The 23069-nt window shown below is 56.0% G+C and carries 20 protein-coding genes; 16 read left to right on the top strand and 4 right to left on the bottom strand.

Annotated features, from left to right (window positions below; all coding sequences use genetic code 11):
• Positions 1–53: 53 nt before the first annotated feature.
• Positions 54–1193, bottom strand: a complete 1140-nt coding sequence (gene queG / locus QSK07_RS09545) for a tRNA epoxyqueuosine(34) reductase QueG (protein WP_275221610.1) — start codon at positions 1191–1193, stop codon at positions 54–56.
• Here queG and nnr point away from each other — a divergent pair.
• The 15 genes from nnr (at position 1192) to QSK07_RS09470 (ending at position 19503) form a co-directional block, all read left to right on the top strand.
• Positions 1192–2712: a bifunctional ADP-dependent NAD(P)H-hydrate dehydratase/NAD(P)H-hydrate epimerase gene (gene nnr / locus QSK07_RS09540; protein ID WP_285721458.1), complete on the top strand. Its 1521-nt coding sequence runs from the start codon at positions 1192–1194 to the stop codon at positions 2710–2712. The two genes, queG and nnr, sit on opposite strands and share 2 nt — an antisense overlap.
• Positions 2709–3185 carry a tRNA (adenosine(37)-N6)-threonylcarbamoyltransferase complex ATPase subunit type 1 TsaE gene (gene tsaE / locus QSK07_RS09535; protein ID WP_098052271.1) on the top strand — a complete coding sequence of 159 codons (477 nt, stop codon included), beginning with the start codon at positions 2709–2711 and terminating at the stop codon, positions 3183–3185. The genes nnr and tsaE overlap by 4 nt, the downstream gene beginning before the upstream one ends.
• On the top strand, positions 3182–4852 hold the full coding sequence (amiB, locus tag QSK07_RS09530; RefSeq protein WP_098052272.1) for an N-acetylmuramoyl-L-alanine amidase AmiB: 1671 nt from the start codon (positions 3182–3184) through the stop codon (positions 4850–4852). Before tsaE ends, amiB begins: the two co-directional genes overlap by 4 nt.
• 46 nt (positions 4853–4898) lie before the next feature.
• Positions 4899–6758, top strand: coding sequence for a DNA mismatch repair endonuclease MutL (gene mutL, locus QSK07_RS09525; protein ID WP_285721457.1), 1860 nt, complete (start codon positions 4899–4901; stop codon positions 6756–6758).
• The gene (gene miaA, locus QSK07_RS09520; protein ID WP_285721456.1) at positions 6751–7701 is read left to right on the top strand and encodes a tRNA (adenosine(37)-N6)-dimethylallyltransferase MiaA; all 951 of its coding nucleotides are present in this window, start codon (positions 6751–6753) and stop codon (positions 7699–7701) included. Before mutL ends, miaA begins: the two co-directional genes overlap by 8 nt.
• A gap of 105 nt (positions 7702–7806) precedes the next feature.
• Positions 7807–8118 carry an RNA chaperone Hfq gene (hfq, locus tag QSK07_RS09515; protein WP_009087468.1) on the top strand — a complete coding sequence of 104 codons (312 nt, stop codon included), beginning with the start codon at positions 7807–7809 and terminating at the stop codon, positions 8116–8118.
• Positions 8119–8190: 72 nt separating this feature from the next.
• Positions 8191–9471: a ribosome rescue GTPase HflX gene (gene hflX, locus QSK07_RS09510; RefSeq protein ID WP_275221605.1), complete on the top strand. Its 1281-nt coding sequence runs from the start codon at positions 8191–8193 to the stop codon at positions 9469–9471.
• A gap of 226 nt (positions 9472–9697) precedes the next feature.
• On the top strand, positions 9698–10936 hold the full coding sequence (gene hflK / locus QSK07_RS09505; RefSeq protein ID WP_098052276.1) for an FtsH protease activity modulator HflK: 1239 nt from the start codon (positions 9698–9700) through the stop codon (positions 10934–10936).
• Between the two features lie 3 nt (positions 10937–10939).
• A complete protein-coding gene (gene hflC, locus QSK07_RS09500) occupies positions 10940–11944 on the top strand; it encodes a protease modulator HflC (protein ID WP_013359179.1) in 1005 nt (334 codons plus the stop codon).
• 55 nt (positions 11945–11999) lie between these two features.
• Positions 12000–12200 (top strand): DUF2065 domain-containing protein, encoded by a 201-nt coding sequence (locus QSK07_RS09495; RefSeq protein WP_010256126.1) that lies wholly within the window; start codon positions 12000–12002, stop codon positions 12198–12200.
• A gap of 165 nt (positions 12201–12365) precedes the next feature.
• Positions 12366–13664 (top strand): adenylosuccinate synthase, encoded by a 1299-nt coding sequence (locus tag QSK07_RS09490; RefSeq protein ID WP_013359178.1) that lies wholly within the window; start codon positions 12366–12368, stop codon positions 13662–13664.
• A 218-nt stretch (positions 13665–13882) separates the two neighbouring features.
• Complete coding sequence (nsrR, locus tag QSK07_RS09485) at positions 13883–14326, top strand: nitric oxide-sensing transcriptional repressor NsrR (protein WP_098052277.1); 444 nt, start codon at positions 13883–13885, stop codon at positions 14324–14326.
• 16 nt (positions 14327–14342) lie between these two features.
• Positions 14343–16838: a ribonuclease R gene (rnr, locus tag QSK07_RS09480; protein ID WP_285721455.1), complete on the top strand. Its 2496-nt coding sequence runs from the start codon at positions 14343–14345 to the stop codon at positions 16836–16838.
• Positions 16839–16919: 81 nt separating this feature from the next.
• Positions 16920–17654: a 23S rRNA (guanosine(2251)-2'-O)-methyltransferase RlmB gene (gene rlmB, locus QSK07_RS09475; protein WP_275221602.1), complete on the top strand. Its 735-nt coding sequence runs from the start codon at positions 16920–16922 to the stop codon at positions 17652–17654.
• A 220-nt stretch (positions 17655–17874) separates the two neighbouring features.
• Entirely contained in the window at positions 17875–19503 is a 1629-nt protein-coding gene (locus QSK07_RS09470) for an isovaleryl-CoA dehydrogenase (RefSeq protein ID WP_285721454.1), read from the top strand.
• Here QSK07_RS09470 and bsmA read toward each other — a convergent pair.
• Together bsmA and QSK07_RS09460 are read right to left on the bottom strand one after the other, a co-directional pair.
• On the bottom strand, positions 19477–19803 hold the full coding sequence (bsmA, locus tag QSK07_RS09465) for a biofilm peroxide resistance protein BsmA (RefSeq protein WP_285721453.1): 327 nt from the start codon (positions 19801–19803) through the stop codon (positions 19477–19479). The genes QSK07_RS09470 and bsmA overlap by 27 nt on opposite strands.
• Before the next feature lie 56 nt (positions 19804–19859).
• Positions 19860–21791 carry a methyl-accepting chemotaxis protein gene (locus QSK07_RS09460; protein ID WP_285721452.1) on the bottom strand — a complete coding sequence of 644 codons (1932 nt, stop codon included), beginning with the start codon at positions 21789–21791 and terminating at the stop codon, positions 19860–19862.
• 159 nt (positions 21792–21950) lie between these two features.
• Here QSK07_RS09460 and yjfP point away from each other — a divergent pair, with 159 nt between their 5' ends.
• Positions 21951–22700 (top strand): esterase, encoded by a 750-nt coding sequence (gene yjfP / locus QSK07_RS09455; RefSeq protein ID WP_098052282.1) that lies wholly within the window; start codon positions 21951–21953, stop codon positions 22698–22700.
• A gap of 49 nt (positions 22701–22749) precedes the next feature.
• Here yjfP and QSK07_RS09450 read toward each other — a convergent pair whose 3' ends face one another.
• Entirely contained in the window at positions 22750–22956 is a 207-nt protein-coding gene (locus QSK07_RS09450) for a hypothetical protein (RefSeq protein WP_098052283.1), read from the bottom strand.
• Positions 22957–23069: the final 113 nt, after the last annotated feature.

The raw sequence follows: 23069 nt of genomic DNA, 5'->3' as shown, positions 1-23069 counted from the left end.
TTTATTTTTATTCACAGCATGTGGAAAACGATATCCAGCGGCTCGCTGTTCAATCAGGCATCACGCGGTAACCCCTTCTCAACTGCACGAACCAGCCGTTTCTGCTGGGCAGGCTGCACTTCAACGACCAGCTGCTCGCGTTTCTGCTGCTGTTGCATCACTGCCCACTGAATATGTTCATCCAGCAGTTCACTCTCACCGAGTCGTTGTCCCAGCACCTGAACAATGTGGGGCGACCAGGGTGCATTACCCAGCGCCACGGCAATATTGCGCAGCCAGCGTAAATGGCCAATACGGCGAATCGCTGAGCCTTCCGTGATGCGTAAAAATTTCGCTTCATCCCATTGAAACAGATCGAGCAGTTCCGGTGCATGTAACGCCGCGCGCGGTGAAAAGTCGCTTTCGTCACTGAGTTGTCCATAGCGATTCCACGGACAGATCAGCTGGCAGTCATCGCAGCCATAAATCCGGTTGCCCATCAGCGGACGAAATTGTTCCGGGATAGGTCCTTCCAGCTCAATGGTGAGATAGGAGATACAGCGCCGGGCATCCACGACGTAAGGCTCAACGATAGCGCTGGTGGGGCAGATGGTCATGCAGGCAACGCAGCGGCCACACTGCTCCTGCTGCGGGGTGTCGACCGGCAGCGGAATGTCGATCAGCAGCTCGCCGAGGAAAAACCACGAGCCTGCTTCCCGATTCAGTATCAGCGAATGTTTGCCGGTCCAGCCGAGTCCGGCTTTAGCCGCCAGCGGGCGTTCAAGCAGCGGTGCCGAATCCACAAACGGCCGGAAATTCAGCTCGCCACAGCGCTGCTGGATCATTTCTCCGAGCTTTTTCAGTCGATTGCGCAATACTTTGTGGTAATCACGACCGAGTGCATAACGGCTGACATAGCCCAGTCGGGGATTTTTCAGCGTGCTGGCAAAGGCAGCTTTGGCCGGAAGGTAGTTCATACGAACGCTGATGACGCGTAGCGTGCCGGGAAGCAACTCATGAGGACGCGCCCGCATCATGCCGTGTCGCGCCATCCATGCCATCTCACCATGATACTGCTTATCCAGCCATTCCTGCAGGCGCGGCTCTTCTGCACTGAGATCGGTATCGGTGATGCCGACCTGCTGAAAGCCGAGATCCAATCCCCACTGTTTAATTTGTTGTGCGAGTTCATGAAGATCGAGAGGGTATGACATGAGTGACCAGGATTCGAAGAAAAACAGCCGCAGTTTACCATATTCTGTCTGGCCTGCGCAGGCTGTGGCGCAGCTTGAGCAACAGGGCGCCGATGTGCTCGGGATTACGCTGTATGAGCTGATGCAGCGTGCCGGGCAGGCTGCTTACGAGCATCTGACAGCCCACTGGCCCGAAGCCAGCCACTGGCTAATCCTGTGCGGTCACGGCAATAACGGCGGTGATGGCTATGTGCTGGCGCGACTGGGCCAGGCGGCGGGAAAAACCATTACAGTGCTGGCATGCGAAAGCGAAAAATCGTTGCCGGAAGAGGCGCAGCGCGCGCGGGACGCATGGCTGGACGCGGGCGGCGAAATCCATGCGGCCGATGCGGCCTGGCCAGAGCAGATTGATGTGATTGTCGATGCCCTGCTGGGAACCGGCAGCCATCGCGCGCCCGAAGAACCCTATGCAACCCTGATTCAGCGGGCAAACGCCCATGCAGCACCGACAGTCGCTATTGATATGCCTTCTGGTTTATGCGCGCGCAACGGCACCACGCCCGGCGAGGTGATTCATGCCAGTCACACGCTGAGTATGGTCGCACTGAAACCGGGCCAGATCACCGGCAAGGCGCGAGACTACATCGGAAAGCTCTGGTATGCCGATCTTGGTCTGGCTGCTTTTCTGGCCGGAGAAGAGGCACCTATCGCCCGTTATGATGCCAGCGCATTAACCCGCTGGCTTAAGCCACGCAGACCGACCTCGCACAAGGGCAGTCATGGCCGGCTGCTGGTCGTGGGAGGCGATGCAGGTACCGCTGGCGCAGTACGCATGACGGCAGAGGCCGCATTACGCAGCGGCAGTGGTTTGGTGCGAGTACTTACTCACAAAGATAATATTATTCCGATCCTGACCGCACGGCCTGAAATTATGGTCGATGAACTGACGGATGAACGCCTGACGGAGGCGCTGGAGTGGGCTGATGTCATCGCGATTGGACCCGGTCTGGGTCAGCGAGAATGGGGAAAGCAGGCACTGAAGCGGGTAGCAGGCAGTGAAAAGCCGATGCTTTGGGACGCGGATGCACTTAACCTGCTGGCAATCAGTGCTCAGAAACGTCAGAATCGCATTATTACGCCGCATCCTGGCGAAGCGGCGCGTTTGCTGAATATCGAGACCAGTGAAATTGAGAGTGACCGCTTACATGCAGCGCAGACATTGGCGCAACGTTATGGTGGCGTAGTGGTACTGAAAGGTGCCGGCACGCTGATTGCCAGCGAGCAGGGCGAAATGGCCTTTGCGGATGTGGGCAATGCCGGTATGGCCTCCGGCGGGATGGGCGATCTCCTGAGTGGAATTATCGCCTCGCTGGTGGGTCAGAAACTGACGCTGTTCGATGCGGCCTGCGCGGGCTGCGTTGCACATGGTGCAGCGGCCGATGCGGTTGCGGCAGAACGCGGTACTCGCGGTATGCTGGCCACTGATTTACTGGATCTGCTGTGGCAGTTTGTTAATCCTGAGATGAATAAAGAAGCATGAAGACCTGTGTTATCTCTTTGCCCGATGAGGCGGCTACGCTCAGTTTGGGCGCTCAGCTGGCGCGCGCCTGTGGCAGCGCGGCAGTGATTTATCTCTATGGCGATCTGGGGGCGGGTAAAACCACCTTCAGCCGCGGCTTTCTGCAGGCGCTGGGCCATCAGGGCAATGTCAAAAGTCCTACTTACACCCTCGTTGAACCTTACACGCTGGATGACCGTACACTCTACCATTTCGACCTCTATCGCCTTGCCGATCCCGAAGAGCTTGAGTTTATGGGCATTCGCGACTACTTCAGTGGCGATGCGATCTGTCTGGTGGAATGGCCGCAGCAGGGTGCCGGTTTTCTGCCGCAGCCCGATCTCACCTTAATGCTGCGTTATGTAGGTGACGCGCGTGAAGCGGAACTGACGGCACAATCCGCGTCCGGCCAGCAATGGCTTGAACACGTTGGTCAGGGCAGGGATCAGGCATGATGTCACGGATGAAAATAGCACTGGTTTCACTGATGCTGATGGTCTGTACGCCCCTGTTTGCCGCCACGCTGTCTGATATCAAAGTGGCCAATGGCGACAGTCAGGCTACCGTTACGCTGAACTTTGCCGGACAGCCGGTCTATGCCTTCTTCTCTCTTCACAACCCGAATCGTGTGGTGCTGGATGTGCGCCAGAGCGGCGTAGTTCAGGGACTGCCGCTGAATTTCAGTGGCGAGAACATCGTAAAGCGAATTCGTACCAGCACTCCAAAAGACAAACAGAGCGTGCGGCTGGTGTTCGAACTGACGCAGGCGGGTAAAACCCGGGCAGTCACCCAGCGTAATGGCAACAGCTACAGCGTGGTCTTCACGATTAACGGCAAGCCGCCCGCTGTCACGCGCAGCGTGCCTGCGCCCGTCACAGCACCGACGCGCGTACCTACGCAGAGTGCCGCAGCGGCTAACCCGTTCAATTCGAATCCGGTGACGTCCGTGACCAGCACCGCGAGTTCCGTACGTCCCGGCACTGCCGTCAGCCAGAATGATACCGTGATTGTGGCAATCGATGCCGGACATGGCGGTCAGGACCCCGGCGCTATCGGTCAGCGCGGACTGAAAGAGAAAAACGTCACTATCGCCATTGCCCGCAAACTGCGGGTGTTGCTCAATAACGATCCGATGTTCAAAGGCGTCCTGACACGCGATGGCGACTATTTTATCTCGGTCATGGGACGTTCCGACGTGGCGCGTAAAGCCAATGCTAATGTGCTGGTCTCTATTCACGCTGACGCCGCGCCAAGCCATGCGGCGACCGGTGCCTCGGTCTGGGTCCTGTCCAATCGTCGCGCCAACAACGAAATGGCAAACTGGCTGGAGCAGAAAGAGAAACAGTCTGAGCTACTCGGCGGCGCGGGTGACCTGCTGGCTAACAGTCAGGCCGATCCCTACCTCAGTCAGGCAGTACTGGATCTGCAGTTCGGTCACTCGCAGCGCGTCGGTTATGACATCGCGCAGAAAGTCTTACAGCAGATGCGCAGCGTAACCTCGCTGCACAAACGTTTGCCTGAGCATGCCAGCCTGGGCGTGCTGCGTTCGCCTGATATTCCTTCTTTGCTGGTGGAAACCGGCTTTATCAGTAATTCCTCGGAGGAGCGACTGCTAGGCAGTAGCGCACACCAGGATAAGATTGCGCAGTCGATCTACAAAGGTCTGCGCACTTATTTCCTGGCGCACCCGCTGCAATCCATCCCAAAGGAGGAAAACCGGCCGCTGGGCTCGTCGCCAGCGGTTAGCGTCGCCAGCAACCCGGCGACCGGGGTGACGCAATATACCGGCGCAACGCAGCGTCATACGGTAACGCGCGGTGAGACACTTTCCGGGATTGCCACGAAGTATGGCGTCAGCATGGACACCCTGCGTGAGATGAACACCCTGAAGCGGGATGTGGTGTGGGTCGGACAGCGGCTGAAAGTGCCGGCCAGTGCAGTCGCCAGTCGCACCACGCGCGCTACGCCACGCGGCGTTGTGCGCCACAAAGTTGTGGTGGGTGATTCATTAACCGGCATTGCCGCACACTACGGCGTCAGTCCGAAAGCGATAATGCAGACCAATAATCTGAAGTCGACCAACGTCATGTTGGGGCAGAACCTGAAAATTCCTGCATCCTGATTGTTTGCCCGGCCACTGCGCCGGGCTGCCAGCTAAAAGGAAAATCATGCCGATTCAAATTTTACCACCCCAGCTGGCTAACCAGATTGCGGCGGGTGAAGTGGTTGAGCGTCCTGCCTCCGTGGTTAAAGAGCTGGTGGAGAATAGCCTTGATGCCGGCGCGACGCGCATTGACGTTGATATTGAAAAGGGCGGCGCAAAGCTGATTCGTATTCGTGACAACGGCTGCGGCATCGTGAAAAGCGAGCTGTCGATGGCACTCGCCCGACACGCGACCAGTAAAATAGCCTCACTGGATGACCTGGAAGCGATCATGAGCCTGGGTTTTCGCGGTGAAGCGCTGGCCAGTATCAGTTCTGTCTCCCGCCTGACACTCACCTCACGCACCGCCGATCAAACTGAAGCCTGGCAGGCCTATGCCGAAGGGCGTGATATGGCGGTGACGGTTAAACCGGCGGCACATCCCTGCGGTACCACGCTGGAAGTACTGGACCTGTTTTATAACACGCCGGCACGCCGCAAATTTATGCGAACCGAGAAAACTGAGTTCGGTCATATCGATGAGGTCATTCGCCGTATTGCCCTGGCACGTTTCGACGTGGCATTGTCGCTGAGCCACAACGGTAAAATGATGCGTCAGTATCGGGCCGTCAGCGAGGAGAGTCAGCGCGAACGGCGACTGGCTTCTATCTGCGGCACCACGTTTATGCAGCATGCGCTGCGCATCGACTGGCAACATGACGACCTCTCGCTGCGCGGCTGGGTTGCCGACCCTGCCGGTTCGCGCCAGGTCACCGATCTGCAGTATTGCTATGTGAATGGCCGGATGATGCGCGATAAGCTGATTAACCATGCTATTCGCCAGGCGTTCCAGACCCAGCTTCATGATGACCAGCAGCCCGCTTATGTGCTCTATCTGGAGATTAACCCGCATCAGGTTGATGTCAACGTCCATCCGGCCAAGCATGAAGTTCGGTTTCATCAGTCACGCCTGGTGCATGACTTTATCTATCAGGGTGTGGTCAGCGCATTGCAGACGATGGCGGCACCGACCTTACCTGCGCTTCAGGCAGAAGAGCCCGCACCGCGCTGGCAGCCGGAAAACCGTCAGGCAGCAGGCGGTAATCATTTTGCGCAGCCTGCGGCGTCCGCCGGCGAGAAGAAATCAGCAGCATCCGGGCGTGAAACTCAGCCTGCACCAGCCTGGCAGAACAAAGAGAATGCGTATCGTCAGCGTGAAGGGGCGGTTTATCAGCAGTTGCTCAAAACCCCTGTCAGCACGTCATCACCGCCAAAAGTCCGCGAGCCGATAGCGCGTCAGGCCGAAAGACCTTCGCCACTTGCCGCGCATGCTCAAAGTTTTGGCCGTGTACTGACCGTGTTGCACAATCACTTTGCACTGCTGGAGCAGGATCAGACATTAATGCTGATGGCGTTGCCGGTGGCGGCGCGCTGGCTGAAACAGGCGCAGCTTGAACCGGGCGAAGAGAGACTTAAACCGCAGCCATTGCTGATCCCGGTGCGCCTGAAAATCGCCCAGGAAGAACGACAGGCGGCACAAGAAAATAGCAGCCTGCTCAATCAGATGGGTATTGAACTTCAGCCCGAAGGAGACCACGTGACGTTGCGCGCGGTGCCTTTACCGTTACGAACACAAAATTTACAAATCTTGATTCCTGAGCTGTTAGGCTATCTCGCCCGGCAGCAGGAGAACTCTGCGACGCAACTGGCTCAGTGGCTGGCGCGGCGTCAGGAAACAGAGTCCTCTGACTGGAATCACTCACAGGCGATCAACCTGCTGGCAGAGCTTGAACGGCTTTGCCCTCAGTTGCTGAAATCGCCGCCTTCAGGCTTATTACAGCCTATAGAGATTGAGAGCGCGGTCAACGCGTTGAAGCATGAGTGAACTAAACCAGGCTGGCTGGCCAAAGGCTATTTTTTTAATGGGACCCACGGCGTCTGGCAAAACGGCTTTAGCAATTGAATTGCGTAAGCAGTTACCAGTGGAACTAATCAGCGTAGATTCTGCCTTAATCTATCGTCAGATGGATATTGGCACGGCGAAACCGTCGGCTGAGGAGTTAGCAGTGGCGCCCCATCGTCTGCTCGACATCCGCGACCCCGCAGAAGCCTATTCGGCAGCGGAGTTCCGGCGGGATGCTTTAGCAGAAATGGCGGATATCGTTGAAGCCGGACGAATACCGTTGCTTGTTGGTGGAACCATGCTCTACTTCAAGGCGTTACTTGAAGGATTGTCGCCGTTGCCCTCGGCCGATCCCGACGTTCGTCAGCGGATAGAGCAAACGGCGCGTGAAAAAGGCTGGGAAGCTTTACACCGCCAGCTGTGTGAAATCGACCCGGTTGCCGGCAGTCGTATTCATCCGAATGATCCGCAGAGACTTTCGCGAGCACTGGAAGTTTTTTTTATTTCGGGTAAAACTTTAACGGAACTGACAAAAACATCCGGCGAAGCGTTACCCTACGACGTGCAACAGTTTGCCATCGCCCCCGCGAGCCGCGAATTGCTGCACCAGCGCATCGCGTTGCGTTTTGATCAGATGTTGGCGTCAGGATTTGAAGCGGAGTCTCGGGCCCTGTTTGCACGAGGTGATTTGCATACGGACATGCCTTCCATTCGTTGTGTTGGTTATCGTCAGATGTGGTCTTATTTGTCGGGCGAAATCGATTACAGCGAGATGGTTTATCGGGGAATTTGCGCAACCCGGCAGCTTGCTAAGCGACAGATGACCTGGTTACGCGGTTGGGAAAATGTTCACTGGCTTGACAGTGACGAGTCCCGGCTGGCGCGTGATACAGTGTTACAGGTTCTTAGTGCGAAGCATGGGTGATTGTGTACAATTGATGGGTTATCGTGCGCAAATTTTTACGCAGTTTTTTTTCAGAACCATAGGTTCTACTAGCAACAAACAACAAGCATATAAGGAAAAGATAGAATGGCTAAGGGGCAATCATTACAAGACCCGTTTTTGAACGCACTGCGTCGTGAACGTGTTCCGGTTTCGATTTATCTGGTTAACGGTATTAAGCTGCAGGGTCAGATTGAGTCATTTGATCAGTTCGTCATTTTGTTGAAAAACACGGTAAGCCAGATGGTTTATAAGCACGCCATTTCTACCGTTGTTCCTTCGCGCCCGGTTTCTCACCATAGCAATAATACCGGTGGCGGCAGCAACAATTACCATCACGGTGGCAGCAACACATCTGCGCAGCCACAGCCACAACAAGACGGTGATAACGCAGAATAACGCGTCGCCGTACAGCCAGGAACGGAGAACAGCGGTTTTCCGTCCTGGTCTTTTATTTAGTGAGGTTATAGCTTGTTTGACCGTTATGATGCCGGTGAGCAGGCCGTACTGGTACACATCTGGTTCTCCCAAGACAAAGAAGTAGAAGATTTACAGGAGTTTGAAACCCTGGTCTCCTCTGCTGGCGTTGAAGCGCTGCAAGTGGTTACTGGCAGCCGCAAAGCGCCACACCCCAAGTATTTTGTCGGTGAAGGAAAAGCCGTTGAAATTGCCGATGCGGTAAAAACAACTGGAGCATCGGTCGTATTATTCGATCATGCCCTTACGCCCGCTCAGGAAAGAAACCTCGAGCGCCTGTGCGAATGCCGTGTCATTGATCGCACTGGTCTTATTCTGGATATTTTTGCCCAACGCGCGCGTACCCACGAAGGTAAATTGCAGGTTGAGCTGGCGCAGCTACGTCATCTTGCGACACGTCTGGTACGTGGCTGGACGCACCTTGAACGTCAGAAAGGCGGGATCGGCTTGCGTGGCCCGGGTGAAACACAGTTAGAAACCGACCGCCGTCTTCTGCGCGGACGTATCAGTCAGATCCTGTCTCGTCTTGAGCGGGTTGAAAAACAGCGTGAGCAGGGACGACAGTCCCGTGCTAAAGCGGATGTGCCAACTGTTTCGCTGGTGGGTTACACCAATGCCGGCAAGTCGACCCTCTTTAATGCCATGACCTCTGCCAACGTCTTTGCCGCAGACCAGCTGTTTGCGACACTTGACCCCACCCTGCGTCGTCTGAATGTTGCCGATGTCGGAGACGTGGTTCTGGCGGACACGGTCGGCTTTATTCGCCATCTTCCTCACGATCTGGTTGCCGCATTTAAAGCTACGCTGCAGGAGACACGTCAGGCGACGCTGTTACTGCACGTGATTGATGGTGCCGATCTTCGCGTTACGGAAAATATCGCGGCCGTCGATACCGTACTGGAAGAGATTGAAGCGGACGAAATTCCGACCTTACTGGTCATGAATAAAATCGATATGCTCGACGGATTCGAACCGCGTATCGATCGCAACGAAGAGAACCTGCCCATCCGCGTCTGGCTTTCCGCCCAGACCGGCGCAGGCATTCCGTTGCTGTGGCAGGCTCTGTCCGAGCGCCTGTCAGGGGAAATTGCCCAGCATGCGTTACGTCTGCCACCGGAGGCGGGGCGACTTCGCAGCCGTTTCTATCAGTTGCAGGCGATTGAGAAAGAGTGGAATGAAGAAGACGGCAGTGTAGGATTGCAGATACGTATGCCCATCGTTGAGTGGATGCGTTTATGTAAACAGGAACCGTCGCTGACCAGTTACATTGTTTGATATTGCCCAAACGCATTTACCTTAAAAATTGAAGATTGTCGCACTTTCGTTGCAGGCCTTAATACGCAGGATTTACCCGGGTATTTCGGATTTCAGCAAGGCGGCAACTGAGTGAATCCCAGGCTCTTACGCAGGTAAGTGAACGGGGTGAGCGAAGGCAGCCAGTACCGCTGCAATCCGAAAGATGAAGGGTAAAAACCGTAATTACAATAAATGGAGTAGAGACATGGCGTGGAATCAGCCCGGAAATAACGGACAGGACCGCGACCCGTGGGGAAGCAGCAATAATCAAGGCGGCAACTCTGGGGGAAATAAGGGAGGACGGGAATCCGGGCCTCCTGATCTGGATGATATCTTCCGTAAGCTGAGCAAGAAGCTTGGTGGACTGGGCGGTGGCAAACAGAGCGACAACGGTCAGCGCGGCTCCGGCAGCGGTGGCAAAATCGTTGGCATCGTGGCTGTTGCTGCTGTAGCCATCTGGGCTGCCAGCGGTTTCTACACCATCAAAGAAGCGGAACGTGGCGTGGTAACGCGGTTCGGTAAGTTCAGTCACCTGGTTGAGCCCGGCCTGAACTGGAAACCGACATTTGTTGATCAGGTACGCGCGGTTAACGTTGAAGCAGTGCGTGAACTGGCGGCTTCTGGCGTAATGCTGACCTCAGATGAAAACGTCGTGCGCGTTGAAATGAACGTGCAGTATCGCGTGACCGATCCGGAACGTTATCTTTATGCAGTGACCAGCGCGGATGACAGCCTGCGTCAGGCCACTGACAGTGCGCTGCGCGGCGTGATTGGTCGTTCTACAATGGACCGCATTCTGACCGAAGGCCGTACCGTGGTGCGTAGCGACACCCAGCGTGAAATCGATGAAACAATTCGCCCTTACAACATGGGGATCGCGGTGCTGGACGTCAACTTCCAGGCTGCCCGTCCGCCGGAAGAGGTGAAATCTGCGTTTGATGATGCGATTGCCGCACGTGAAAACCGCGAACAGTATGTTCGTGAAGCAGAAGCTTACGCCAACGAAGTTCAGCCTCGTGCTAATGGCCAGGCGCAACGTATTCTGGAAGAGGCGCGCGCTTACAAAGAGCGTACCGTTCTGGAAGCGCAGGGTGAAGTGGCGCGTTTTGCCAAGATTCTGCCGGAGTATAAAGCCGCGCCTGAAATTACCAAAGAGCGTCTCTATATCGAGACCATGGAACGCGTGCTGAGCCATACCCGCAAAGTACTGGTTAACGATCGGGGTAACAACCTGATGATGCTGCCGCTGGATCAGCTGATGCGTGGTGGTCAGGCGACATCGGGTCAGAATGGTCAGAAAGGCGTTAACAGTTCTTCGCTGCCAGCCATCTCCGATCGCAACGCCAGCCGCAATGACACGTCGTCATACAGTCCGGACAATATCATGGATCAGCGTCGGGCGAATGCTCAGCGCAGCGACAGCCAGCGCGAAGGGAGAGAGTAATCGATGCGTAAGCCAATAGTATTTTTAATCATTGTCGTGCTGGTGGCGCTTTATGCGTCGCTGTTTGTGGTGCAGGAAGGGCAGCGAGGCATTGTTCTGCGCTTCGGTAAAGTCCTGCGCGACGGCGAAAACAAACCGCAGGTGTTTGAGCCGGGTCTGCATTTTAAGATCCCATTCCTGGAAACGGTTAAAACGCTGGATGCACGCATCCAGACTATGGATAACCAGGCCGATCGCTTCGTCACCAAAGAGAAGAAAGATCTGATCGTGGACTCCTACATCAAATGGCGTATCAGCGATTTCAGTCGCTACTACCTGGCTACCGGTGGTGGTGATGTTTCTCAGGCAGAGGTGCTGCTGAAACGTAAGTTCAGTGACCGTTTGCGTTCTGAGATGGGTCGTCTTGATGTGAAGGATATCGTTACAGATTCCCGTGGTCGCCTGACCACCGATGTGCGTGACGCGCTGAATACCGGGTCTGCGGGCAGCGATGATGAAATCGCTACGCCGGCGGCGGATGATGCGATTGCCAGCGCAGCAGCCCGCGTAGAGCGTGAAACTAACAGCAGCGAGCCGGCGCCAAATCCGAACAGCATGGCAGCACTGGGTATTCAGGTTGTGGATGTGCGCATCAAGCAGATCAACCTGCCGACCGAAGTGTCCGATGCAATCTTCAACCGTATGCGTGCTGAGCGTGAAGCCGTAGCGCGTAGTCAGCGTTCACAGGGTCAGGAAGAGGCAGAAAAACTGCGTGCTCAGGCCGATTATCAGGTGACGCGTACGCTGGCTGAAGCCCAGCGTGAAGCCCTGATCACTCGCGGTGACGGTGATGCAGAAACGGCGCGGTTGTTTGCGGATTCGTTCAGCAAAGATCCTGACTTCTACGCCTTTATTCGTAGCCTGCGTGCCTATGAAAACAGCTTTAATGAAAATCAGGATGTGATGGTGTTAAGCCCGGATAGCGACTTCTTCCGATATATGAAGGCGCCCTCTAACGCGACACGTTAAGAACTGATATAACCTGTGGGCCGACAATGTTGTCGGCCTTTTTTCAGGATTCAGAATGAAAACAAGCATCTGGATGGCACTGGCGCTGGTATTAGTGCTGGAAGGGTTGGGACCGATGTTTATGCCACGCGCCTGGCGACGCATGATCCTGACGATGACCCGCTTACCCGATCGTTTGCTGCATCGCTTTGGTGGCGGACTGGTGGTCGCGGGCATGGTGATTTACTGCATGCTCAGCCTGCACGGCAACCTGTAAATCGGGTTTCAGACCGGCTAAATTGTGCTTCCTCGCGCCATTATCCCCAACATGTTGTAGTGATCAAAACCCAGGCAAAAAAGCGCGCAATCGTATGCTAAAAGTGCTGAAAACCATGGGATCAGATGGTAGAATCCTTTTTTAAGCAATCGGTGATTTTGAGAAATGGGTAAGAACGTCGTCGTACTGGGCACCCAATGGGGTGACGAAGGTAAAGGTAAGATTGTAGACCTTCTGACTGAGCGCGCGAATTACGTTGTGCGTTATCAAGGCGGCCACAATGCGGGCCACACGCTTGTCATCAACGGTGAAAAAACCGTCCTCCACCTGATCCCTTCTGGCATTCTGCGCGATAACGTAACCAGCATTATTGGTAACGGCGTAGTGCTTTCTCCTGAAGCCTTAATGAAAGAGATGAAAGGACTGGAAGCGCGCGGGATCCCGGTACGTGAACGTCTGCTGATTTCTGAAGCTTGTCCGCTGATCCTGCAATATCACGTTGCGATGGATATGGCGCGCGAAAGAGCGCGCGGTGCGAAAGCGATTGGTACTACCGGTCGTGGCATCGGTCCTGCTTATGAAGACAAAGTCGCCCGTCGTGCACTGCGCGTCAGCGACCTGTTCAACAAAGAAACCTTTGCTGCCAAACTGAAAGAAGTGGTCGATTTCTACAACTTCCAGCTGGTCGAGTACTACAAAGAGCCGGCAGTGGACTTCGACAAAGTGCTGAGCGATGTAATGGAAGTCGCTGACATCCTCACTGGCATGGTGGTTGACGTTTCAGAACTGCTGGACAGCGCGCGTAAGCGTGGCGATCTGATTATGTTTGAAGGCGCGCAGGGTACGCTGCTGGATATCGATCACGGAACTTATCCGTACGTGACGTCGTCCAATACGACCGCAGGTGGCGTGGCAACCGGCTCAGGCATTGGTCCGCGCTATGTCGACTACGTGCTGGGTATTGTGAAAGCGTACTCAACCCGCGTGGGCGCAGGTCCGTTCCCGACTGAGTTGTTCGATGAAACCGGCGAATTCCTCTGTGCACAGGGTAACGAGTTCGGTGCGACCACCGGACGTCGTCGTCGTACCGGCTGGCTTGATGCGGTCGCGGTTCGCCGCGCGGTTCAGATCAACTCCCTGTCAGGTTTCTGCATGACCAAGCTGGACGTGCTGGATGGCCTGAAAGAGGTGAAAATCTGTGTTGCTTACCGTATGCCTGATGGCCGCGAAGTGACCACTACGCCACTGGCGGCAGAGAACTGGGAAGGCATTGAGCCGATCTACGAAACCCTGCCAGGCTGGAGTGAGACTACGTTTGGCGTGAAGACGCTGGAAGGTTTGCCTCAGGCTGCACGCGACTACATTAAGCGTGTCGAAGAGGTCACGGGTGTGCCGATTGATATTATCTCAACCGGTCCGGACCGCAGTGAAACGATGATTCTGCGCGATCCATTTGACGCATAACCATTCAGGCCGGACGCTGTCCGGCCCTTGTTTTTCCACTCTTTGATGCCACTTTACCTCCCTTCGTTTGTCAAACCTTGTGCTTGCTGAAAAAAACGCACGGCAAATCAGACTCTGGTTTATCATCGTAGCTAATCGAATGACGTTCCGATTTAATTCTGACATCAATCATAGGGCGAATAACGCAATGCCACGCCTGAAGGTTCACTGAGGTTACTGTGCAGCTCACGAGTTTTACTGATTATGGCTTACGGGCGCTGATTTATCTGGCAGCGTTGCCCGAAGGTCAGCAGACCAATATTACGGAAGTGACAAATACCTATGGTTTGTCCCGTAATCATATGGTCAAAATCATCAATCAGTTGAGCCGTGCGGGCTACGTTGCCGCAACACGTGGAAAAAATGGGGGCATTCGCCTGGGTATGCCGCCTCATCAGATTGTTATTGGCGACGTGGTACGCAAGATGGAACCGCTACAATTAGTGGATTGCGCCTCCTGTTCCATCACACCAGCCTGCCGTCTGAAGCAGGCACTGCACGATGCAGTGCAGCGCTTTTTGCAGGAGCTGGATAGCTATACGCTGGCAGATTTGGTCGAAGGAAATACACCACTTTATGAAATTATCCTGTCCAAATCGCCGGCGGAAATAAATATTGAATGACATCGGAGGAACCGCTATGTCAAAAGATCCTTTTCAGGATAGAGAAGCTGAAAAATACGAAAACCCTATTCCAAGCCGTGAATTTATTCTGGCTCTGTTAGAAAAACGTGAAAAACCAGCCAGCCGTGAAGAGCTGGCTGAAGAGATGAATCTGCTCGAAGAAGAGCACCTTGAGGCGCTGCGTCGCCGCCTTCGCGCCATGGAGCGTGATGGTCAGCTGGTGTTCACCCGCCGTCAATGCTATGCGCTGCCAGAACGTCTTGATCTCCTGCGCGGTAAAGTCATTGGCCACCGTGATGGCTACGGCTTCCTGCGGGCAGAAGGTCAGAAAGATGACCTCTACCTCTCCGCAGAACAGATGAAATTCTGTATGCACGGTGACGTGATACTGGCGCAGCCGCTGGGTGCCGATCGCAAAGGCCGCCGCGAAGCGCGGGTGGTCCGCGTGCAGGAACCGCGCAACAATCAGATCGTTGGCCGCTATTTTACCGATGCCGGTGCCGGCTTCGTGGTGCCGGACGACAGTCGCCTGAGTTTTGATATCCTCATTCCACCTGAAGAGACGATGAATGCCCGCATGGGCTCCGTAGTGGTGGTTGAGCTGGTTCAGCGTCCGAACCGTCGCACCAAAGCGATCGGTAAAGTGGCTGAGATACTGGGCGATGATATGGGCACCAGTCTGGCCGTTGATATGGCGCTGCGGACCCATGAAATTCCGCACAACTGGCCGCCAGAAGTGGAAGCTCAGGTCAGCAAGCTGAAAGAAGACGTCCCGGAAGAGGCCAAAAAAGGCCGCGTCGATTTGCGCAAACTGCCGCTGGTCACCATTGATGGTGAAGATGCCCGTGACTTCGATGATGCGGTCTACTGCGAGAAAAAACGCGGTGGCGGATGGCGTCTGTGGGTCGCTATCGCCGATGTGAGCTACTACGTTCGTCCGGGTACGCCACTGGATGACGAAGCGCATCAGCGCGGAACCTCAGTCTACTTCCCGTCGCAGGTTGTGCCGATGCTGCCGGAAGTGCTGTCGAATGGCTTATGCTCGCTTAACCCGCAGGTCGATCGACTCTGTATGGTGTGCGAGATGACCATTTCGACCAAAGGTAAGCTCACCGGCTTTAAACACTACGAAGCGGTGATGAACTCCCATGCACGTCTGACCTACAACAAAGTCTGGAACATCCTGCAGGGCGACAAAGAGCTGCGTCAGCAGTATGCACCGCTGGTCAAAGATCTTGAAGAGCTGCACAAACTCTACCAGGTACTGGACGCTGCACGTGAAGAGCGCGGCGGTATCTCGTTTGAAACGGAAGAGGCGAAGTTCATCTTCAACGCCGAGCGCCGTATTGAACGGGTTGAGCGCGCGTCACGTAATGACGCCCACAAGCTGATCGAAGAGTGCATGATCCTGGCGAACATCGCCTCAGCACGCTTCGTTGAGAAAAATCAGGAACCGGCATTGTTCCGCGATCACGATCGTCCGACCGATGAGAGCATCAAGAGCTTCCGTACCGTGCTCAACGAGCTGGGACTGACTCTGCCAGGCGGTAACAAACCGCAGCCTGTGGATTACGCGGCGCTGCTGAAGCAGGTTGCCGATCGTCCTGATGCAGAAATGCTGCAAACTATGCTGCTACGTTCGATGAAGCAGGCGGTTTACGATCCGGAAAACCGCGGTCACTTTGGTCTGGCACTCTCATCGTATGCGCACTTTACTTCGCCAATTCGCCGCTACCCGGATCTGACGCTGCACCGCGCCATTAAATATCTGCTGGCAAAAGAGCAGGATGAGGGTAAAGGCCTGGTACAACGCGCCATCAAATACCTGATGCCGAAGGAGCGCAATGTCGCCAAAGATATGACGACGGCAACCGGCGGCTATCACTACGAGATGCCGGAGATGCTGCAGTTGGGTCTGCACTGTTCCCTGACCGAACGTCGTGCCGATGAAGCAACCCGCGACGTCGCGGACTGGCTCAAGTGTGACTTCATGCAGGATCAGGTCGGCAACGTCTTCAACGGCGTCATCTCCAGCGTGACAGGATTTGGCTTCTTTGTCCGCCTGAGCGATCTGTTCATCGATGGTCTGGTGCACGTTTCAACCCTCGACAACGATTACTACCGCTTTGACCCGGTAGGTCAGCGTCTGATCGGTGAATCGGGCGGCCGCACCTATCGTCTGGGTGACACCGTTGAAGTACGTGTCGAAGCGGTCCATATGGACGAGCGTAAAATCGACTTTGCTCTTATCTCCAGCCAGCGTCAGGTGCGTGGTGAAGGTAAAACTGCGCGTGATCGGGCGAAGCGTGAAGACAACGCGCCAGCGAAGCGTCGTCGTAACGTGAACAAAAAGTCCAACTTCGAGCCGGATGCTGCATTCCGGGGTGACAAGGGCAAACCTGCCGCGGCGAATACCGAGAAAAAAAGTAAAAACGTCTCGGAAAAAACCCGTAAAATCGCCGCCGCCACCCGGGCGAAGCGCGCCAGAAAAAAAGCTGAGCCTGACGGCTGAGCGTAACATAGTGCGCGTACCCGCCCTTTCACTCCACAGAAAGGGCGGTCATTTATTCATTTCCAACCACTGAGCAGAACGATGAGCGAAATTATTTTTGGTATCCATGCCGTGCAGGCGCTGCTGGAACGTGATCCACAACGTTTCCAGGAAGTCTTTATCCTCAAAGGCCGCGACGATCGTCGCCTGCAACCCGTGGTCGCCGCGCTGGAAGCTCAGGGGATCGTGATTCAGCTGGCCGAGCGTAAGTGGCTCGACAGCCAGGTTGAAGGCGGTGTGCATCAGGGCATCGTGGCGCGGGTAAAACCGGGTCGTCAGTATCAGGAAGGCGACCTGCCGGATCTGCTGCAGAGCCTGGAGAAGCCTTTTCTGCTGGTGCTGGATGGGGTTACCGATCCGCACAACCTGGGTGCCTGCCTGCGCAGCGCCGATGCAGCGGGTGTTCATGCGATTATCGTGCCGAAAGATCGCTCGGCTCCCCTGAATGCCACGGCTAAAAAAGTGGCCAGCGGTGCGGCAGAGAATGTGCCGTTGATTCGCGTCACTAACCTTGCGCGTACACTGCGCCTGCTGCAGGAGTACAACATCTGGGTGGTCGGCACCGCAGGTGAAGCGGATCATAACGTCTTCCAGAGCAAAATGACCGGTCCGATGGCGCTTGTAATGGGTGCGGAAGGCGAAGGCATGCGTCGTCTGACCCGCGAGCATTGTGATGAGCTGATCAGTATTCCGATGGCGGGCAGTGTTTCTTCACTCAACGTCTCGGTCGCAACCGGTGTCTGCCTGTTTGAAGCAGTGCGTCAGCGTAACGCCTGATCCCGGATGTGATCCTCGCCACAAATTAGTTTCTGTACCAGGCATAACTGCGCGTCATTCGTATATACCCAAAGGATTTCGGGTTGCATTGAGGCGGCAAGATAACGAATCCCGATGAGCTTACATGAGTAAGTGATTCGGGTGAGTGAACGCAGCCAACAAAAATGCAGCTTGAAAGACGACGGGTATACTTACTGAGTGACATCCGTGAGGAGTAGTTATGACCTGGACAACACACACCGTTTTTAATCAGCCCCATCCTCTGAGCAACAGTAACCTGTTCCTGTCCGACACGCCGCTTGGCGAGGCACTGTCACGCGAAGGCGCCGGATGGGATGGGGAATGGCTGGCGTCAGTTGGTCGCCAGCTGGGCAGCGCCGAGTCGCTGGAGCTGGGCCGGCTCGCCAACGCTGAACCGCCTGAACTGCTACGCTACGACGCCCGTGGCGTGCGCCTGGATGAGGTTCGCTTTCATCCTGCCTGGCACCTGCTGATGCAGGGCGTCTGCGCCAGTCGTCTGCACAATCTCAGCTGGCAACCGACGGTACGTGAACAGGCCAGCGTAGCGCGCGCTGCACGCTTTATTCTGCATGCACAGATAGATGCGGGTACGCTCTGCCCGGTGACCATGACGCACGCCGCCATTCCGCTGCTGCAAACTTATCTGCCCGCCGCGTTTGAAAACTGGCTCGATCCGCTGCTCAGCGATCGCTACGACACGCATGCACAGCCCGGCGGCCAGAAACGCGGATTGCTGATCGGGATGGGCATGACAGAAAAGCAGGGCGGCAGCGATCTGCTGACCAGCACCACTCGTGCCGAGCCGCTGGGCGCACGAGGCCCGGGTGAAGCCTGGCGGCTGACCGGCCACAAGTGGTTTTTCTCAGTGCCGCAGAGTGATGCGCATCTGGTACTGGCCCAGACGCCCGAGGGATTAAGCTGTTTTTTTCTGCCGCGCCTGTTACCCGACGGGTCACGCAATGCCATCCAGCTTGAGCAGCTCAAAGATAAGCTGGGCAATCGCTCAAATGCCAGCTGCGAAGCAGAATTTCGCGACGCGACCGGCTGGCTGCTGGGGGAGGAGGGCGAAGGCGTACGGCTGATCCTGAAAATGGCCGGTATGACGCGCTTTGACTGCGCGCTCGGCAGTCATGGTCAGATGCGGCGCGCCTTCTCGGTGGCGCTCTGGCATGCTCATCAGCGTCAGGTCATGGGGAAAAATCTGGTGGATCAGCCGCTGATGCGTCAGGTTCTGGCACAGCAGGCGCTACAGCTTGAGGGGCAAACCGTCCTGCTGATGCGGCTGGCTCGTGCCTGGTCACAACCGGCCAGACCGCATGAGGTCGCCTTTGCCCGCTTATTTACGCCAGCGGCAAAATATGTGATTTGCAAAGCGGGTGCGCCGTTTGTGGCGGAATCGATGGAAGTGCTGGGGGGCATCGGCTACTGCGAAGCGAGTGAGCTGCCGCGCCTCTATCGTGACATGCCGGTCAACAGCATCTGGGAAGGATCGGGCAATGTGATGTGTCTTGACGTTCTGCGCGTACTCGGCCGTCACGCAGAAGTGACAGAGATGTTGAGTCAGGAGTTTGAGGCGGTAAAAGGGAGTAATCGGCATTTCGATACGCGCTGGCGTCAGCTGCGACTGAGGCTTAAGAACGTTCCTGAAGAGCAGGCGCGCGACGTCACCCACACGCTGCTGCAGCTGGCGACAGGCGCTCAGCTACTGAAATACAGTGAGCCACCCCTGGCCGATGCGTGGTGCCAGCAGTGGCTCGACCAGCGGGGTTCACACCCGTCTGAGGCTGCAGTGACTGACCGGTTACTGGCCCGCGCCTGTGGCCGGTGAGGCACCGTACAGAATCGCGCTGGCGTACCATAAACCGGGCATCACCGTTTCGCTCAGCATCACAATCTGATAGTAAGCCGCGCCAGCCTGATTAGCCTGGGCAGCGATGGCCCGCTGGGCATCATCCGGTGAGCCATGCACGTTAACGGTAATGTTACCCAGCTTCGGCAAACCGCCACTCTGTGCCCGTGAAATCTCCTGCGCCTGTTGGGTTGGCGCAGGCGGGGCTTTAGGCGTGGTTCCAGGCGCGGAGCAGCCTGCCAGCAACAGACTGATTATCAGTAAGTAAGCGGAACGCATAGCAAAACCCCTGTTCAGGAGGAAACAGTAAGTCTATGTCATCGTCCTGAATGACGTCAGGATTTAAGGCTGAAAACGCTGACCAGCTGGGTCAGGTGGTGCCCTTTATCACTCAGGTTTTGTGCGCTGTTTTCTGCCTGTGCCACCAGTTCGCTGTTCTGATGGGTCGCCTGGCTGATCTGGTTCATCGCCAGATTCACCTGGCCGATACCCGCCGCCTGCTCCTGCGCTGCCACGTTGATCTCGCCCATCAGCGCCTGCACCTGTTCGATGTGGGTCACAATGTCGGTCATCGCATCGCGCGTCTGCTCAGACAGCTGGTGGCCCTCCGCCACGTTGCTGATGGAGGTGGCAATCAGTCCATCAATCTCTTTTGCGGCCTGCGCGGAACGCTGTGCCAGCGCACGCACTTCTGCGGCTACCACGGCAAAGCCCCGGCCCTGTTCACCGGCTCGTGCCGCTTCAACGGCCGCATTCAGGGCCAGAATATTGGTCTGGAAGGCGATTGACTCAATCACATGGGTGATATCCGCAATGCTTTGCGATGACACCTTAATCGCTGACATGGTATTGACCGAGCGCACCACCGTCTGGCTGCCATGACTGACGATATCGCTGGCTTCGGCCACCAGTGACATCGCCTGACGCAGGCTGTCAGCGGTGTGTTCGACCGTGGCACCAAACTGCTCCATGCTGGCTGAGGTCTGCTCCACGCTGCTGGCCTGACGCCCGATCTGCTCGCTGATGTTATGGCTGCTGGCGGCGATGGTGTCCGTGCCGTCGCTGATCTCCTGCGCTGCGCTGCGCACCTGGCTGACGATTTTTTCCAGCCCATCGCCAATGCCGTTAATCGCAATAATCAACTGACCGACTTCATCACGACGGCGGGTATCCATATGGACCTGCAGATTTCCGGCGGCATACTGTTCTGCCAGATGGATCACCTGTTGCAGCGGACGGGTAATCGCCCGACGGCTGTACCAGACAAACCCCAGCGCGAAGATCACCACCAGAATCAGTCCGGTAATCAGGAACAGGTTACAGCTGTAGGTAATCGGGGCGAGCAGGCTGGCACGGTTAACTTCACCGGTAATCACCCAGTTCCAGCCCGGCAACTGCTGCCATGCCAGCATCTGCTGCTCACCGTTGATCTCCACCTGCTGCATGCCCTGCGGCTGCGTCAGCAGGGGCTGCAATGTCGCGTCGTCCCAGTCTGGCCGTTTCCCTTCGTTGTGCTGATCGAACAGATACTCGCCCTGATTCTTGCCGGGCGTGCCGTTGAGCACATAGAAATGGCCGCTGTCGCCCAGCCGGCGCGCCAGAATCTTATCGCGCATCAGAGCATACTGCTTATCAATGCCTACGCCGACAAACAGGATGGCGACGACCTTGCCACTCTCATCTTTTACCGGCTGATACTGGGTGATGTAGCGATGGCCGAACAGTGTCGCCAGCCCCTGATAGACTTCGCCCTGATGAACGCTTTTCCAGGCAGCACCCGTGCGGTCAAGTTGCGTACCAATTGCGCGACTGCCATCCTGCTTTTTCAGGGAGGTGGAAATGCGGATAAAATCGTCGCCGTCGCGCACAAAAATGGTCGCCACGGCGGTGGTACGTTCGGTGAAATCGTCTACGGCGCTCTGGTCGAGGTTCAGCGTTTTTAACCCGGCGCGCAGCACGGGCGTCGAAAAGGCACCGACCTGTACCCTGGCGCTTTCATCCAGGCTAAAGCGTTTAGGCAGAAAGCTGGTAAAGAGGCTGGTGTAATGAGACACCTCTTCGGTGAGAGTGGCATTGAACATCGTGGCCATTTCACTGATGCCCTGCACCTGATTGTGCATGTCATCAATGGCGAGATTTTCCAGCTGGCGCGAGGCGTTGTGGCTTTGAGTCAGTGTCAGTACCAGCAACAGCAGCGCTACGCTGAGAGACGTCAGTACAGACAGCTTAACTCCGAGACTCAGTCCGCTGAGAGAGAGACGCTTCATACATTACCTTTGATCAGGTTAGGGGAATACCCGATCAACGGCACGCTGCGGAAAAAGTTTAGCGTGGAAAAGCATAACTAAGCGCAGCGGGGAATTTCGCAAATTAACCCGCAGAACGTACACTTGAACGGCACGCCTTGCCCCTGTTCAGGAGAGACCATGATTGAACTCACCACAGAAACGCTGGCCGGTATCGAATGCCTGCATGCCACGCCTGCCGGACAGCGGCATCAGCCACTGCCGACCGTATTGTTTTATCACGGCTTCACCTCATCAAAAGAGGTCTACGCCTACTTCGCTGTTGCGCTGGCGCAGGCGGGATTTCGGGCAATTATGCCGGATGCCGAGCTGCACGGCGCGCGTTATCACGGTGACGCCGAAGCACGCCTGGGCCGCTTCTGGGAGATTCTGAAACAGAACATTGATGAGCTGCCGCTGCTGGAGACTGCGCTGCGTAATAAGAATCTGATCGCTGACGGGCATTTCGCGGTGGCGGGTGCGTCGATGGGCGGCATGACCGCGCTGGGTGCGATGGCACGTTATCCGCAGATTCAGAGCGTCGCCTGTATGATGGGATCGGGCTATTTTATGCAGCTCAGCGAGTCGCTTTTTCCGCCGCTGGTGGCTGACACGCCGGAGCAGAAGGCGCAGTTTGCGGCCCGCATGGCCCCGCTGGCGGACTATGATCCCTGCAACCATCTGGAGGCACTGGCAAAGCGTCCGCTGCTGTTGTGGCATGGCGAGGCGGATGAGGTGGTGCCCTGGGCGGAGAGCGTACGACTGACGCACGCACTGCGTGAAAACGGGCTGGCGCAACATCTGACCTCACTGTCAGAAAAGCAGATTGGTCACAAGATCACCCCATCCGCCTTAACGGCGCTGGTCAGCTTTTTTAAATATCAGCTTTAAACAATGAACGGGCGGAGAAGGACTCTGCCGCCCGTAAACTTACTGGCCCTTACCAGTGTGCAGACGATTTTTCTGCTGTTCTGGCAGGCGTATTAACCGGGTTTCTTTCCGGCGTATCCAGCCGGTTAACGTAGACATAACCCGATGCCGCTTCGCTGCTGTGACTTCTCATCTGCTGCGCACAGTCAGCATAGCTGGCAAGAGCGGGTGGAGACAGGAAGAGACCCAGTAAAGTGGCGATGACGAACGTTTTCATGCCCGACTCCTCACTTCAGGGAACACACTCTGAATAACGCCACTAAGTAAACCGTCGCGTCTTTATTTAGTTTAGCGACTGAGCATATTATCGCCAGATCGTTCCTCTGAACC

This window comes from Pantoea sp. QMID4, assembly GCF_030270445.1.
In the GTDB taxonomy this organism is placed as follows: Bacteria; Pseudomonadota; Gammaproteobacteria; order Enterobacterales; family Enterobacteriaceae; genus Pantoea; species Pantoea vagans.
This window is presented reverse-complemented; position numbering and strand designations above follow the sequence as displayed.